The following is a 15,422-nucleotide window of genomic DNA, read 5'->3' on the forward strand; positions in this document are numbered from 1 at the left end:
GGCAGCCATCGACGGATCCTGTCGTACGCCCGTTCTGGCCTGCTGGTCATGGTCGATCCGTTGGCCGCCGAGGCGCGGCGGCTGCGCACCGTCGAGCTGCTGTCCGCGCGGGAGATCCGGCGACGGCTGGGCATCGGCGGGGACCGGTTGTCGGCGCTGCTGGCAGATGTTCCCCCGCCGGAGTGGACGAAACGGCCGAACGCCAAGGACGAGTTGCGGGCCAGGGCCGTGGCGTTGCGGGAGGGCGGGCGGTCGGTGCCGGAGATCGCCGCCGAGCTGGGGGTGGCGAAGTCGACGGCGTACCGCTGGGTCCGGCACCTTCCGCTCGACCGCGACCCGGAGGCGGAGGCGCTACGGCGGACGCACGCGCAGCGGATGTCGGAGGCACGTTGGGCACGGCACCGGACGACCCGGGACGCCGCCGAGGCGCACGAGCACGACCGCGCGGCCCGTGAGGCGGGTCCGCTGAGCGCCCGTGACCTGCTGATCGTCGGCGCCGCGATCTATTGGTGCGAGGGGACGAAGTCAAAACCGTGGCGCCGTGACGACCGGGTCGTCGTCATCAACAGCGACGTCCGGTTGCTCGGCATCTTCCTGCGCTTCCTGGAGAGCTGCGGGATCGACCGGAGCGTTCCGAGCTATCGCCTGAGTATCCACGAATCGGCGGACGTCGACGCCGCGACCCGGTGGTGGCAGGCGACACTCGGGTTGCCGGCCGACCGGTTCCGGCGTCCCACCCTCAAACGCCACCAACCGAAGACGATCCGCCGCAACACCGGCGACGACTACCGGGGGTGCCTGATAGTCGACGTCCCGCGCAGCCGTCAGCTCTACTGGCGAATCGAGGGCGTGATCGCCGCGCTCGACGGTGCCGGCGCCGAGGGGGTGGGGTCGACCGTGGGCGAGACGCTAGGCTAAGGCCGCACACCTTCGGCCGTGGTGTAATTGGCAACACCCAAGATTTTGGTTCTTGTGTTTCAGGTTCGAGTCCTGACGGCCGAGCTCGCACGTCAGCTGTCCTGCGCTGTTTGTCCGGTCGAGAACGCGCGAACCGTCCTCCGGAGTGCGGCTAGCATGAGGCCGCAAACTGCCAGTCGTACCGACGGGAGCATTCTCGTGTCCCAGCCCCGCCTCCGCACCGTCGTCGTCCTCGCCGCCGGTGAGGGCAAGCGGATGAAGTCGGCGCTACCCAAGGTGCTCCATCCGATCCTCGGCCGCACCCTGCTCGGCCACGTGCTGGCCGCGGCCGCCCCGGTGTCGCCGGACCGCACGCTCGTGGTGGTCGGGCACGGCGCCGAGCGGGTCACCGCACACCTGCGCGACGTCGCCCCGTACGCCGAGCCGGTGCTCCAGGCCGAGCAGAACGGCACCGGGCACGCGGTCCGGATCGCCCTGGAGAGCGCACCCGAGACCAGCGGCACCGTGGTGGTGCTCAACGGGGACGTGCCGCTGCTGCGCCCGGAGACCGTCACCGAACTGGTCGCCGCGCACGAGGCGGCCGGAGCGGCGGCGACCGTACTCGCCGCCGAGGTGGCCGACCCGACCGGCCTGGGCCGGATCGTCCGGGGGGCGGACGGCGGGCTGGAACGGATCGTCGAGGAGCGGGACGCCAGCCCGGCGCAGCGGGCGATCCGGGAGATCAACGCCGGGATCTACGCCTTCGACGGCGCCCTGCTGCGCGACGCGCTGGGCAAGCTCTGCACCGACAACGACCAGGGCGAGGAGTACCTCACCGACGTCTTCGGCCAGTTCGCCGCGACCGGCGAGTCGGTGGCGGTGCACGTGGCGGCGGACGCCACCGAGACGCTCGGCTGCAACGACCGGGTCGAGCTGGCGGCGCTGCGCCGGCTGCTGCGCGACCGGGTCAACGAGGGCTGGATGCGCAGCGGGGTGACCCTGCTCGACCCGGCGACGACCTGGATCGACGTCACCGTCACGCTCGGCCGGGACGCGGTCGTCGACCAGAACACCCAGCTCTGCGGGGCGACCACCGTCGGTCCGGAGGCCGCCGTCGGCCCGGACACCACGCTCGTCGACACCACCGTCGGAGCCGGGGCCACGGTGGTCCGGGCGCACGCGACCGGAGCGGCGGTCGGCCCGGGAGCCAGCGTCGGGCCGTACGCGTACCTGCGGCCGGAGGCGACGCTGCGGGAGAAGGCGAAGGTGGGCACCTTCGTCGAGGTGAAGAAGTCCGAGATCGGCGAGGGGGCCAAGGTGCCCCACCTGAGTTACGTCGGCGACGCGACGATCGGGCCCCGGGCCAACATCGGCGCCGGGACGCTCTTCGTGAACTACGACGGGGTGAACAAGCACCACACCGTGGTCGGCGAGGCGGCCTTCGTCGGCTGTGACACCAGCCTGGTCGCGCCGGTCGAGGTGGGCGCCGGGGCGTACGTGGCGGCCGGCAGTGCGGTGACCTCCGACGTACCGCCCGGCGCGCTCGCGGTGACCCGGGCACAGCAGCGCAACGTCGACGGCTGGGTGCTGCGCCGCCGGGCCGGCACCAGGTCGGCGGCGGCGGCGGAGCGTGCCGGACAGCTGCCGCCCGGCGCAAGCGAAGGTGAGCCAACGCACGAGGGCTCCGGAGCGGATGAAGCTCGCCCGGCCCCGGGAGATACTGCAACCGAATAGTCTCTCCGCCCAACACCGGGTGACCCACCGACAAACGGGAGCAGACGAGCCGATGGGCAGCATCGTCGCCGAAAATCGCAAGAGTCTGATGCTCTTCTCCGGGCGGGGTTTCCCGGAGCTGGCAACGGAGATCGGTGAGGTGCTCGGGGTGGCGCCGACACCTGCCGACGCGTACGAGTTCGCCAACGGCGAGATCTTCGTCCGCTTCAAGGAGTCGGTGCGTGGTTCGGACGCCTTCGTGGTGCAGTCCGTCACGCACGGCGTGAACAAGTGGGTGATGGAGACTCTGATCATGGTCGACGCGCTCAAGCGCGGTTCGGCCAAGCGGATCACCGTCGTGCTCCCCTTCTATCCCTACTCCCGGCAGGACAAGAAGCACCGTGGCCGGGAGCCGATCTCGGCCCGGCTGGTGGCGGACCTGCTCAAGACGGCCGGCGCCAACCGGATTCTCACCGTCGACCTGCACACCGCGCAGATCCAGGGCTTCTTCGACGGGCCGGTGGACCACCTGTTCGCGATGGACATCCTGGCCGAGTACGTCCAGCGCAAGTACGCCGGCCGCCCGATGACGGTGGTCGCCCCCGACTCCGGCCGGGTACGCGTGGCCGAGCGCTGGACCGACCGGCTGGGCGGCTGCCCGCTGGCCTTCATCCACAAGACCCGGGACCCCTCCAAGCCGAACCAGGTGGTGGCGAACCGGGTGGTCGGGGACGTCGAGGGTCGGGTCTGCCTGATCGTCGACGACATGATCGACACCGGTGGCACCATCTGCAAGGCGGCCGAGATCCTGCACGAGGCGAAGGCCGCCGACGTGCTGGTGGCCTCCACCCACGCACTGCTCTCCGACCCGGCGACCGAGCGGCTGAAGAACAGCCGGATCAGCGAGGTGGTGGTGACCAACACCCTGCCGTTGCCGCCGGAGAAGCAGCTCGACAAGCTCACCGTGCTCTCCATCGCCCCACTGCTGGCCCGGGCGATCCGTGAGGTCTTCGACGACGGCTCGGTGACCACCCTCTTCGGCGGCCTGAGCTGAGCGCAGGGAGGGCGACCAGGCGCAGTACCAGGCGTCGCCGGCGCTGCCGGACTGAGCTGAGCGCCGGGGCTGGCGTGCCGGGTGCCTGCGGCCGGACCACCGGCGGTGCCGCGCCCGGTGCAGGCGGCTGACCCGCCCGCTGGTGCCACGGCGCCGGTGCGGGTGAGCGGCTCGGTAGGGGGAATTGGCGGATCGCGAAGCTACCGGGCTGACTGGGCGGGTACCGCCGGAGACCCGCATCCGGGCTCGGGTAGACTGGTGCGGTTGCCACGGCGAGGGTGCTCTGCGGGCCGCTGAAAGCAAGCGCCGCACGGAGGCACCGTCATCGACGCGGTGCTCCGGGCAGTGGCCACACGCGCAAGCCCCCAGCGAGCCCCTCGCCCTAGCACCGCCAACCGCCAGCCGACGTAGCGCCGCAGTGACAGTATCAGGAGTCTTCCCGTGTCCGAGGTAAAGATCAGCGCCGAGCCCCGTACCGAGTTCGGCAAGGGTGGTGCCCGTCGTACCCGCCGGGCCGGTAAGGTGCCCGCCGTGCTGTACGGCCACGGCGAAAAGCCCAAGCACATCGCGCTGCCCGCGCGCGAGTTCGCCGCCGCCATCCGGCACGGTGGCGCCAACCAGTTGTTCGCGATCGAGATCAGTGACGGCACCCAGGCGCTCGCGCTGCCGAAGGCCATCCAGCGTGACCCGATCAAGGACACTTTCGAGCACATCGACCTGCTGCTGGTCCGGCGGGGCGAGAAGGTCACCGTCGAGGTGCCGGTGCAGCTGACCGGCGAGCCGGCCCGGGACACCCTCATCGTGCACGAGCGGGACACCCTGTCGGTGACCGCCGACGCGACCCGGCTGCCGGAGGGCTTCGAGGTCTCGATCGAGGGTCTCGAGGTCGGCTCGCAGGTGACCGCGGCGGACGTTCGGCTGCCGCAGGGTGTGGAGCTGGCCGCCGACCCGGAGCAGATCCTCGCGCTCGTGACCCAGGCGCCGACCGCCGAGCAGATGGCGGCCGAGGCCGGCGAGGAGCCGACCGAGGAGGCCGAGGAGGAGGCCGGCGCCGAGGGCCCCGGTGCCGAGGCCGAGGCCGAGGGCGACAACGAGGGTGCGCCCGAGCAGGCCGCCGCCCAGGCCTGAGCCACGACCGTCTGACAGGCGCCCCCGCACGTTCGGGGGCGCCTGTTCGCCTTACCCGACGAGTACCGCACGACGAGTACCGCACGACGAGTACCGCACGACGAGAACGGCACGACGAGGACCGCCCACCGGCCGCCCGCATCCGCGTCGCCGAAGGGGCCGGGAGAGTGAGAACTGGGGGAGAGCGGCGTGGCGGAGGAGCTCGGACCGTGGTTGCTTGTCGGTCTCGGCAACCCCGGCAAGGAGTACGCGCGGCACCGGCACAACGTCGGCTTCATGGTGGCCGATTTGCTCGCCGAGCGGATCGGCGCCAGGTTCGGCCGGCACCGCCGGGCGGTCGCCGAGGTGGCCGAGGGACGGCTCGGGTTCGGCGGGCCGAAGCTGGTGCTGGCGAAGCCGCTCACCTACATGAACCTCTCCGGCGGGCCGGTGACGGCGTTGGCCCAGTTCTACAAGGTGCCGGTGGACCAGGTCGTCGCCGTGCACGACGAGTTGGACATCCCGTACGGGCAGATCCGGTTGAAGCAGGGCGGCGGCGAGGGCGGGCACAACGGGCTGCGCTCGATGTCGAAGTCGCTGGGCACCAAGGACTACCTGCGGGTGCGGTTCGGGATCGGGCGGCCGCCGGGGCGGCAGGACCCGGCCGACTTCGTACTCTCGGAGTTTTCCACCGTGGAGCGCAAGGAGCTGGAGTTCCTGGTGGACCGGGCAGCCGACGCGGCGGAGGCGATCGTGAGCCGGGGCCTGGAGTGGGCGCAGAACGCCTACCACGGCGGCTGACGTTCACCTCCGGGCGCCGGTCGCCGGTGCTGAGCGGCGGGACCGGTAGTCTGTGCCGCGGGGTGAGGAGGCTAACAATGATCCCGTGTCAGGCGGCCGGCCACGACGGCTTTCCGGAGGTGTGCCGATGACCGCGCCACCCGTGATCGACGGTGAGTTCGCCCGCTGGCTGGCGGGTCGGGCCGGCCAGGCACTGCTGGAGCTGCGGGACGAGCTCGGTTTCGCCGACCCCGGGGCGTTGAAGGCGGCCGGCGACAAGGTCTCGCACGAGCTGCTCCGCACCGAGCTGGCCCGGTGGCGGCCGGCCGACGCGGTGCTCTCCGAGGAGGACGAGGGGGCCCGGCTGGCCTGGGCCGCCGGGGCCGAGCCGGAGGTGGCGCCCCGACTCGGCGCCGACCGGGTCTGGATCATCGACCCGCTGGACGGCACCCGGGAGTTCTCCGAGGAGGGCCGGGCGGACTGGGCGGTGCACGTGGCGCTCTGGTCCCGCCGGGCCGCTACCGCGCACGGGCTGGTCGCCGGTGCGGTCGGGCTGCCCGCCCAGCACCGGGTGGTCGCCACCGACCAGCCGCCGGCGTACCCGCCGATGACGCTGCCGACCGCGACCGGGCAGACCGGGTCGACCGAGCCGGAGGGCACCGGCCGGCGGGTCAGGCTGGCGGCGAGCCGGAGCCGGCCGCCGGTCTTCCTCACCGACCTGGCCGCCGAGATCGGCGCCGAGCTGGTGCCGATGGGCTCGGCCGGCGCGAAGATCGCCGCCGTGATCAGCGGCGAGGTCGACGGGTACGTGCACGCGGGTGGCCAGTACGAGTGGGACTCGGCGGCACCGGTCGCTGTGGCGACGGCCACCGGGCTTTTTGCTTCCCGTATCGACGGATCCGCGCTGAAATACAACCAGCCCGATCCCCGGTTGCCGGATCTCGTGGTGTGCCGCAAGGATCTCGCTCCCCGGTTGCTCGCAGCGTTGCAGCGGCACCTCCGGGTAGCCTAGGCCGGGCGATGGCGACTTAACCGACCGGGAGGATCTGGAATTCCCATGGGCGAGCAGCACGGGCGTGGGTCGGCATGCGTCGGAACGGGCGGGGTGACGGCATGACCTCACCCGCTGCCTACCGGGTCTCGCATCTCGACGCGCTGGAATCCGAGAGCGTCTTCGTCATCCGCGAGGTGGTCGCCGAGCTGGAGCGGCCGGTGCTGCTCTTCTCCGGCGGCAAGGACTCGATCGTCATGCTCCGGCTGGCCGAGAAGGCGTTCGCGCCGGCCCGGATCCCGTTCCCGGTGATGCACGTCGACACCGGGCACAACTTTCCCGAGGTGCTCGAATACCGCGACCGCCGGGTGGCCGAGCTGGGGCTGCAACTGGTGGTCGCCAGCGTGCCCGAGGCGCTGGAGTCCGGACTGGTGCAGGAGCCGGCCGACGGGATGCGCAACCGGATCCAGACGCCGGTGCTGCTCGACGCCGTGGAGAAGTACCGTTTCGACGCGCTCTTCGGCGGCGCCCGACGGGACGAGGAGAAGGCCCGGGCCAAGGAGCGGGTGTTCAGCTTCCGCGACGACTTCGGCCAGTGGGACCCGAAGAACCAGCGCCCCGAACTCTGGTCGCTCTACAACGGCCGGCACCACCCCGGCGAGTCGATCCGGGTCTTCCCGCTGTCGAACTGGACCGAGCTGGACATCTGGCACTACATCGCCAGCGAGCGGCTCGCGCTGCCGTCGATCTACTTCGCGCACCAGCGCGAGGTCGTCGAGCGGGACGGCATGCTCTACGCGGTGAACGAGTTCATCCGGCCCCGGGCCGGCGAGACGCCCTTCGTCGAGCAGGTGCGCTACCGCACCGTCGGCGACGCGTCGTGCACGGCGGCGGTCCGCTCGGCGGCGGACACCGTCGAGCTGGTGATCGACGAGGTGGCGGCGACCCGGATCACCGAACGCGGTGCCACCCGGGGCGACGACCGGGTCAGCGAGGCGGCGATGGAAGACCGCAAGCGGGAAGGGTACTTCTGAGATGACCGCGACCGTGGTCCCACCGGCCGAGGCCCGCGCGATGGACCTGCTCCGGTTCGCCACCGCCGGCAGCGTCGACGACGGCAAGTCGACGCTTATCGGCCGGCTGCTCTACGACACCAAGTCGCTCTTCACCGACCAGCTCGAAGCGGTCGAGGCGGTCAGCGCGGCCCGGGGCGACGAGTACACCAACCTGGCGTTGCTCACCGACGGGCTGCGGGCCGAGCGGGAGCAGGGCATCACCATCGACGTGGCGTACCGGTACTTCGCCACCCCCCGGCGGAAGTTCATCATCGCCGACACCCCCGGGCACATCCAGTACACCCGGAACATGGTGACCGGGGCGTCCACCGCCGACCTGGCGCTGATCCTGGTCGACGCCCGGAAGGGGCTTGTCGAGCAGTCCCGCCGGCACGCCTTCCTCTGCTCGCTGCTCCGGGTGCCGCACCTGGTGCTCTGCGTCAACAAGATGGACCTGGTCGACTGGTCCCAGGAGGTCTTCGAGCGGATCGCGGACGAGTTCACCGCGTTCGCGGCCAAGCTCGACGTGCCGGACCTGACCGTCGTGCCGATCTCGGCCCTGCACGGCGACAACATCGTCAGCCGCTCGGACAACTCGCCCTGGTACGAGGGCCCGTCCCTGCTGCACCACCTGGAACACGTGCACATCGCCAGCGACCGCAACCTGGTCGACGTGCGGTTCCCGGTGCAGTACGTGATCCGTCCACAGTCGACGACGGTGACCGACTACCGGGGCTATGCCGGGCAGGTCGCCTCCGGGGTGCTGAAGCCGGGCGACGAGGTGATGGTGCTGCCGTCCGGGTTCACCAGCCGGATCGCCGCGATCGAGACCGCCGACGGCCCGGTCGAGCAGGCGTTCCCGCCGATGTCGGTGACGGTACGCCTCACCGACGAGATCGACATCTCCCGGGGCGACCTGATCTGCCGGCCGCACAACGCCCCGGCCGTCGCCCAGGACATCGAGGCGATGCTCTGCTGGATGGACGAGACGAAGCCGCTGCGGGTCGGCGGCAAGTACGCCATCAAGCACACCACCCGGTCCGCCCGGGCGGTGGTGCGCGGGCTGCAGTACCGGCTCGACGTCAACTCGCTGCACCGGGACGAGTCCGCCGCCGAGCTGAAACTCAACGAGATCGGCCGGGTACGGCTGCGCACGACGGTGCCGCTGCTCGCCGACGAGTACCGGCGGAACCGGACCACCGGCGGCTTCATCGTGATCGACGAGTCGACGAACCGTACGGTCGGCGCGGGGATGATCGTCGAGACCGGCTGACTCCGGTCGGCGGCACCCCGACACGGCTGGCAAACAACGCGATCGTCCATCGTCCTAGTGGGACGGTCAACTGTCCTTCATCCACTCACGGCGGTGCCGGTGCTCGCCGCCGGCTGGGTGCCCGCGTTTTCCGCCCGATGGCTCTCCCACCACCCTCGGTGGCATGCTGGCGGCGGTGGCCGGAGTGTTCGGGCTCTCTCGCTGATCTGGCGACGCCGTTGACGCCGCCGGGCCCTTCCCGGTGGGTCGGGAAGGGCCCGGCGAGGTCGTTGTCGGGGTCGGTCAGGGCAGTTGGCCCGGCCGGTCGACGATCGCGACCCGGAGCAGTGCCGACGCGGAGTGCAGCGACTCCTTGCCGTCACGCAGGTGCGACAACCGAGTACCGAGGTAGGCGTGGGTGTCCCGGTCGAAGACGAGGTCGTAGTGGGCGCCGATCACACCGGGCATCCGAATCGCCACCCCGTGCCGGCCGGCCGCGTCCACCACGTCGTCCGAGACGACAACCGCTCCGGGTTCCTCGGCCAGCAGTTCGAAGAGCGCCGCCAGTGCTCGGGGCGGCACATAGCCGTCGAGCATCGACCGTGCGGTGACGTACGGCATGTGTTCGGAGGACGTCTCCTCGTCGGCGCCTTCCGGCAGATGCAGCTCGACCGGGTGCTCCCGGAGGTGTCGGAGCAGTTCGTCCGGGTCGGTGGGCAGGTCGCCGTGGTACGCCGGCGGCGGGAACGCGTCGAGCTTCCTGTCGGGGTCCGCGGGGTCGTCCAGGCGGAGCACCTCCAGTTCACTCCACCCGTCCGGCCCGGTCTCCGACTGGTACCGCCGCTGGGTGTGTGCCACTCCTCCGGCCGACTTCCACAGCTGCACCCGCCCGGTCACGTACGGTCCGCTGCCCGGCGTCTCCTGCGACGTCGCCAGGACTTCCGTGAAGACGTACTGGTCGGGGCGGGCGGTGAGTTCGGGCTGCTGCCGCGCGGCAGAGGCCGCCAGTCGGAAGATCTCCGACGCGCTTGCCGTGGGCGGCGGCTGGTCGCCCGTCTCCATCGTCTGGACCGCCAGCACGCCGGCGGTCAGGACAGCCGCCAGCCCGAATGCGCCGGCAAGCCGCCAACCGTGCCGGAACCGGGCACGGGCGCCGAGCGGACGGGCCGCCGGACTCGCCTCGGAACGCCGAACGACATGTGTCTTCAGGTCCGCGAGCAGCTGATCCTCGAAGCCGTGCGAGGACTCTTCGATCCTGGTCATACCGTCATCTCTTTTCATCAAGCAAGGCTGGTGGCCGGGCGGGCGAGCAGGGCACGGACGGTGCGACGGGCACGATGCAGGCGAACCCGGGCGGCGACCGGGGACACCCCGAGCGCGATGGCCGCATCCGCCACGGTGAGGCCGTCGACGGCGACGAGTTCGATCAGGGCCCGGGTCTCCTCGGGCAGTTCGCGCAGCGCCCGATAGGTGTGCCGGGCCGCCGACTCGGCGTCGATCCGCTCCTCGATGCGGGCGATGTCGTCGACGGTCAACTCCCGCCGTCCGGCCAGCCGGCCGTTCACCCGAAGCCGTTGGGCCGCCCGACGGCGGTCGTCGGCGATGACGTTGCGGGCCACCCCGAACAGCCAGCCGAGCTGGCTACCCCGCTCCGGCCGGTAGCCGTCCGCCGACTCGATCACCGCCAGGAAGACGTCGGCGGTCAGGTCGGCGGCGAGGTGTGGGTCGTCGACCCGACGCGCCACGAACCGGCCCACCGCATCGATGTGCCGACGGTAGAATGCCTCGAAAGCTGCTGGATTGGTGCCGATGTCGGAGATGTCTTCTTCTGTCGGCCTGGGATCATGCACAGGGCCGTCCTCTCTTGTCGCCGTTCACACTCCTTCTTCGTACGGCGGTCACCAAGTGTTACTCCTTCCGGCGGAATAACCGCAGTCAGCGGCTGACGGTCGTACCCCCTCGACCGGGTCGAACGGGTCACCGAACGAGCCGGCTACCGAGTGCCATCCGCCGATAACCCGAGCGCGCGGGTTGTCGCGAGGTCACTACGCTGGGGTGCCTGCCGCTGAACCGTCCGGGGCGGGCGCAGCGGCGTCGACGTGCCAGAGTGTGGACGGAACAGGAGGCGTGCACCGATGCAGGACGCCCGGTGGACGACGATCACCCCGTCGCAGTTCGACCACGAACGGGCCGCGTTGGAGCACGTCCGCCGGCTGTTGCCGGACGCCGAGCCGTACCGTGCCTGGTCGAACTTCACCTTCACCGCCGACACCGGGCACGTCTACGAGATCGACCTGTTGGTGGCAGCTCGGGCCGGCCTCTACCTGGTCGAGATCAAGAGCCTGCACGGCCGGCTGACGAACAGCGGCCCGAACTGGATCGCCGACAACCAGCGGGACAACCAGGGGTCCGTCCGTACCTTCGACAACCCGCTGCACCTGGCCGACCTGAAGGCCAAACGACTCCGCTCGCTGCTGGACCGGCAGGCGGCGAAGCAGAAGCTGAAGGTGCGGGTCCCGTTCATCCAGGGGGCGGTGTTCCTCTCCGCGCCGGATCTCCAGGTCCAGCTCGACGAGCACCAACTGCACTGGGTGTACGGCCCGGAGCCGCACCCGGGACAGCCAGCCGGACCACTGCCGGGCATCTGGTCAGACCTGCTCGGTGCGCTGCCCCGGGACGAGCGCCGGCAGGTGACCCCGGAGGTGTCGAGGGCGCTGCCCAGGTTGCTCAGGGAGGTGGGCATCGCGCGGAGCCGCCGCTACGAGCAGGTCGGCTCGTGGCAGCTGCAGGCCAAGCCGTTCGACGTCGGACCGACCTGGCAGGACCATCTGGCCGAGCACGCCCAGTTCGCGCACGAGCAGCGCCGGATCCGGATCTACCTCCTGGAGCGCAACTCCGCCAAGGCGGAACGGGCCAGCATCGAGCGGGCCGCCCGCCGGGAGATGATCGCCCTGCACGGGATCAGCCATCCGGGGATCGTGCAGGTCGACACGATGGAGCCGCACGAGGGCGGCCCGGCACTGATCTTCCGGCACGACCCCCGGGCGGTCCGGCTCGACCACTTCATGGCTCAGTACGGCGAACGCCTCGACGTCGGCACCCGGATCGGGATGGTCCGGCAGCTGGTGGAGGCGATCGGGTACGCCCACGGCCGCCGGCTCTACCACCGCAGCCTCTCGGCCCGGGGCGTGCTGGTCACGCCGGGCCAGCGGCAGCGGGGTGAGCCGGAGGAGGCAGCCTGGCTGCGGCCACAGCTCCAGATCAGTGACTGGCAGGCGGCCACCCGCGGGCCCGACTCGGTCGGCGGCAGCGCGGACGCGCTGCGCATCTCCCCGTCGTCGCGGCTCGGCCCGCACCTGGAGCGCTCCGCCGAGGCGTACCTGGCGCCGGAGTCGAGCGCGCCGGCACCGGACCCGGTGGCCCTGGACGTCTTCGGGCTGGGCACCCTCGCCTATCTGCTGCTCTCCGGTCAACCGCCGGCCGCCAGCCGGGCCGAGCTGCTGGCCAGGCTGGCGAAGGAGGACGGCCTCCGCCCGTCGTCGACTGTCGACTCCGTCTCCGAGTTCATGGACGAGCTGGTGCAGGCGGCCACCGCGCCGGTGCCGGCCCGCCGGCTCGCCTCCGTGGCCGAGTTGCTGGAGATGTTGCAACTGGTCGAGGAGGAGTTCACCGCACCACCGGCGGTTGCCGAGGAGCACATCGACGTCCTGGAGGCGAAACTCGGCGACACGGTGCTCGACTGGCAGATCAGGAAGAAGCTCGGCACCGGTTCGACCTCCCGGGCCTTCCTGGCGGAGAACACCCGGACCGGTGCGCTGGAGGTGCTGAAGGTCGCGCTCTCCGACGAGAAGGCGGCCCGGTTGAGCCACGAGGCCCAGGTGCTGCGCGGGCTGCACAAGGACTCTAGGGTGATCCGGCTGGCCCGGGAGGAGCCGATCGAGGTGCCGCCGCGCTGGATGATCGTCCTGGAGCACGCCGGGGAGAAGACGCTGGCCCGCAAGCTCCGCGAGGACGGCCGGCTGACCGTCGACGAGCTGGAGACGTACTCCGACTATCTGTTCGGGGCGGTCGACCACCTCCAGGGCGAGGGAGTTTTCCACCGGGACATCAAGCCGGACAACATCGCGATCAGGATCCGACCGAACCGTACCCGTCAGCTCGTCCTCTTCGACTTCTCGCTGGCCGCGCTGCCGGTCGACGAGATCGAGGCGGGCACCCCCCGCTATCTCGACCCGTTCCTCGGCACCACCACCCGGCCCGTCTACGACGAGCAGGCCGAGCGCTACGCGGTCGCGGTCACCCTGCACGAGATGGCCTCCGGTGAGATCCCGGTCTGGGGCGACGACCTCACCAACCCGCTGCACACCGAGGGGCCGCCGGTGCTGGCGGTCGAGGCGTTCGACCCGGCGATCCGGGGCGCGCTCGTCGGGTTCTTCCAGCGGGCGCTGCACCGGGACGCCGGGCAGCGGCACGCGTCGCTGAAGGAGATGCGGGACGCCTGGCAGCAGGTGTTCCGGCAGTCCGACCACACCGCCCCGGTCGGCTCCGAGCACCCGGCCGGCTCGGAGCATCCGGATGTCGAGGTCGAGACGACGGTCGCGGACCGGGACGAGGCGGCGGCCAGGGCGACCCGGGCGACCGTACTCGAAGCTTCCGGGCTGACCCCCCGGGCGGTGTCGGCGGCGCACCGGCTCGACGCGACCACCGTCGGTGACCTGCTCGGGCTGGGCTCGAAGCAGCTCTTCACCCTGCCGGGCCTCGGCGCCAAGACCCGGGGCGAGTTGCAGCAGCGGTTGCGGGAGTGGCGGGTCCGCCTCGGCGAGCAGGAGTCGGGTCCGGCGCCGTCACGCAATCGTGTGGAGGCGCGCGCCGAGATCGCCGCGGAGACGGTACGCGCGGACGAGCGGCCGGGCGCCGACGGCAGGTCGCCGACGGACCTCGCCCGGATCGGGCTGGACGCGGTCGCCGCCTTTCTGGTGCCGCAGCATCCGAACCAGAAGCAGGTGGAGGCGGTACGCCTGCTGCTCGGCCTGCCCGACGAGGCGGGTGCACTGCCGGACCTGCCACCCTGGCCGCTGCAGTCGCAGGTGGCGAAGCGGATCGAGGTCAGCGCGGGCCGGGTGGCGCAGTACCTGATGGCCGAACGCAAGCGCTGGCACGCCGACCCGGTGCTGGCCAGTGTCCGCGCCGAGCTGATCACCCTGCTCGCCGAGAGCGGTCGGGTGATGGAGGCTACCGAGCTGGCCACCGCGCTGCTGGTACGACGCGGCTCGGGGGAAGACTTCGAACCGGTACGCCGGGCGGTGGCCCTTGCCGTGGTCCGGGCGGCCGTCGAGATCGATCCGCTCGCGGACGAGCCGCGATTCGCCGTACGGCGGCACGGTGATCCGTCGCCGGAGCGCCGGAACCGCGACCGGCTGCTTATCGCCCTGGAGGTGGCGGCCGACGAGTCACCCGACACTCCGTCCGCTCCGGCGCTGCTCGACCTCGCCGACGCGCTCGGCAAGGCGGCGGACCGGCTCGCCGAGCTGGAGGTGCTGCCGAGCCCGGCGACGGTACTGCGCGAGCTGGCCGCCGTCACCGTGGGCGACCAGGGATTCCGGCTCGACGACCGGCGGATGGTGCAGTTGGCGGCGGTGGCTTCGGCGCGGGCGGCGGCCTCGCCCCGGCTGGAGATCTATCCGCGTGATCTCGATCCGGTGCGGGCACTGCGGCTGACCCAGGCCGGTCTGGTGCCGCCGTCGACCACCCAGCGGCGTGCCGAACTGCGCGAGAAGGACATCCAGCAGCGGGTCGCCGCACGGTTTCCGGAGATGCCGCCGCTGCCCGGTCATCCCCGGCTGGGGCACCTGCTCGCCGAGGCGGGCTTTCCGCTGATCTACCGGAACGGTGCCTACCACGCGCGGCCGGGGACCGGTTCGTCGACCAGGATGTCGTCCCAGCAGCGCCGGTCGACCGACAGCAGGATGACGATGTGGAACGCGGCCTCGCCGGAGTTGGCCGCCGCGTTCCGGGCCGAGGACCAGCTCGGCCGCACCGGTGAGGAGGGCGGGTTCCGGGCGCTGACGGTGCGCACCGACCGGTATCCGGCCGCTCAGCACGAGCTGGTCCACCGGTTGAACGCGCGTCCGTGCAATGTGGCGGGACGGTTCCTGGCGCAGCTGCGTACCCTGGTCGAGGCCCGGCCGAAGCCGACCTGGAAGACGGTGCTCGCCGCCGACGCGGCCGACCCGAACTCGCGGGACGCGTTGAAGCTCGCCGAGTTCGCCACCCGGACCTGGCAGCAACTCCGGCCGGAGCTGCTGGCCCTGCCGGACAGGCGGCTGCCGCTGCTGCTCTTCGACGCCGCGCCGCTGGCCCGGTATGGCGCGATGGAGCTGCTGGAGGAGTTGGCGGACCTGGCCCGGGGTGGGGCGGGGGCGGTGTGGCTACTCTGCCCGATGGAGGATCCGGGGCAGCTTCCGCGGCTCGATGCCACGGTGGTGCCGGTGGCTCAGGACGAGTGGGTGACGCTGCCGGACGCCTGGGTGGCGAACGAACACCGACACGGCCGGCCGCCGCAGTGACGGGCGG

General features: G+C 71.5%; 11 protein-coding genes and 1 tRNA gene. 10 read left to right on the forward strand and 2 right to left on the reverse strand.

Annotated features, from left to right (window positions below; translation table 11 throughout):
* Positions 1-48 precede the first annotated feature (48 nt).
* From ACN28A_RS18300 to ACN28A_RS18340, 9 genes are all read left to right on the forward strand, one after another.
* Positions 49-918 carry a transposase gene (locus tag ACN28A_RS18300; protein ID WP_421396711.1) on the forward strand — a complete coding sequence of 290 codons (870 nt, stop codon included), beginning with the start codon at positions 49-51 and terminating at the stop codon, positions 916-918.
* Positions 919-930: 12 nt separating this feature from the next.
* Positions 931-1,002, forward strand: a tRNA-Gln gene (locus tag ACN28A_RS18305).
* A 72-nt stretch (positions 1,003-1,074) separates the two neighbouring features.
* Positions 1,075-2,631, forward strand: coding sequence for a bifunctional UDP-N-acetylglucosamine diphosphorylase/glucosamine-1-phosphate N-acetyltransferase GlmU (gene glmU, locus ACN28A_RS18310; protein ID WP_421396713.1), 1,557 nt, complete (start codon positions 1,075-1,077; stop codon positions 2,629-2,631).
* A gap of 52 nt (positions 2,632-2,683) precedes the next feature.
* The gene (locus ACN28A_RS18315; RefSeq protein WP_278065938.1) at positions 2,684-3,664 is read left to right on the forward strand and encodes a ribose-phosphate diphosphokinase; all 981 of its coding nucleotides are present in this window, start codon (positions 2,684-2,686) and stop codon (positions 3,662-3,664) included.
* A gap of 441 nt (positions 3,665-4,105) precedes the next feature.
* On the forward strand, positions 4,106-4,792 hold the full coding sequence (locus ACN28A_RS18320; protein ID WP_421396715.1) for a 50S ribosomal protein L25/general stress protein Ctc: 687 nt from the start codon (positions 4,106-4,108) through the stop codon (positions 4,790-4,792).
* Between the two features lie 189 nt (positions 4,793-4,981).
* The gene (gene pth / locus ACN28A_RS18325) at positions 4,982-5,572 is read left to right on the forward strand and encodes an aminoacyl-tRNA hydrolase (RefSeq protein ID WP_421396717.1); all 591 of its coding nucleotides are present in this window, start codon (positions 4,982-4,984) and stop codon (positions 5,570-5,572) included.
* Between the two features lie 127 nt (positions 5,573-5,699).
* Positions 5,700-6,563 carry an inositol monophosphatase family protein gene (locus ACN28A_RS18330; protein WP_421396719.1) on the forward strand — a complete coding sequence of 288 codons (864 nt, stop codon included), beginning with the start codon at positions 5,700-5,702 and terminating at the stop codon, positions 6,561-6,563.
* Positions 6,564-6,664: 101 nt separating this feature from the next.
* Positions 6,665-7,576 (forward strand): sulfate adenylyltransferase subunit CysD, encoded by a 912-nt coding sequence (gene cysD, locus ACN28A_RS18335; RefSeq protein ID WP_421396721.1) that lies wholly within the window; start codon positions 6,665-6,667, stop codon positions 7,574-7,576.
* Position 7,577: 1 nt separating this feature from the next.
* Positions 7,578-8,870, forward strand: a complete 1,293-nt coding sequence (locus ACN28A_RS18340) for a sulfate adenylyltransferase subunit 1 (RefSeq protein WP_421396723.1) — start codon at positions 7,578-7,580, stop codon at positions 8,868-8,870.
* Positions 8,871-9,152: 282 nt separating this feature from the next.
* Here ACN28A_RS18340 and ACN28A_RS18345 read toward each other — a convergent pair whose 3' ends face one another.
* Both ACN28A_RS18345 and ACN28A_RS18350 read right to left on the reverse strand, forming a co-directional pair.
* Positions 9,153-10,112, reverse strand: a complete 960-nt coding sequence (locus tag ACN28A_RS18345; RefSeq protein ID WP_421396725.1) for a CU044_5270 family protein — start codon at positions 10,110-10,112, stop codon at positions 9,153-9,155.
* Between the two features lie 17 nt (positions 10,113-10,129).
* Positions 10,130-10,699 (reverse strand): RNA polymerase sigma factor, encoded by a 570-nt coding sequence (locus ACN28A_RS18350; protein WP_421396727.1) that lies wholly within the window; start codon positions 10,697-10,699, stop codon positions 10,130-10,132.
* 285 nt (positions 10,700-10,984) lie between these two features.
* Between ACN28A_RS18350 and pglW the strand changes: the two genes are divergently transcribed.
* Positions 10,985-15,415: a BREX system serine/threonine kinase PglW gene (gene pglW, locus ACN28A_RS18355; RefSeq protein WP_421396729.1), complete on the forward strand. Its 4,431-nt coding sequence runs from the start codon at positions 10,985-10,987 to the stop codon at positions 15,413-15,415.
* Positions 15,416-15,422: the final 7 nt, after the last annotated feature.

The organism is Plantactinospora sp. WMMB782 (assembly GCF_049179135.1).
Classification (GTDB): Bacteria; Actinomycetota; Actinomycetes; order Mycobacteriales; family Micromonosporaceae; genus Plantactinospora.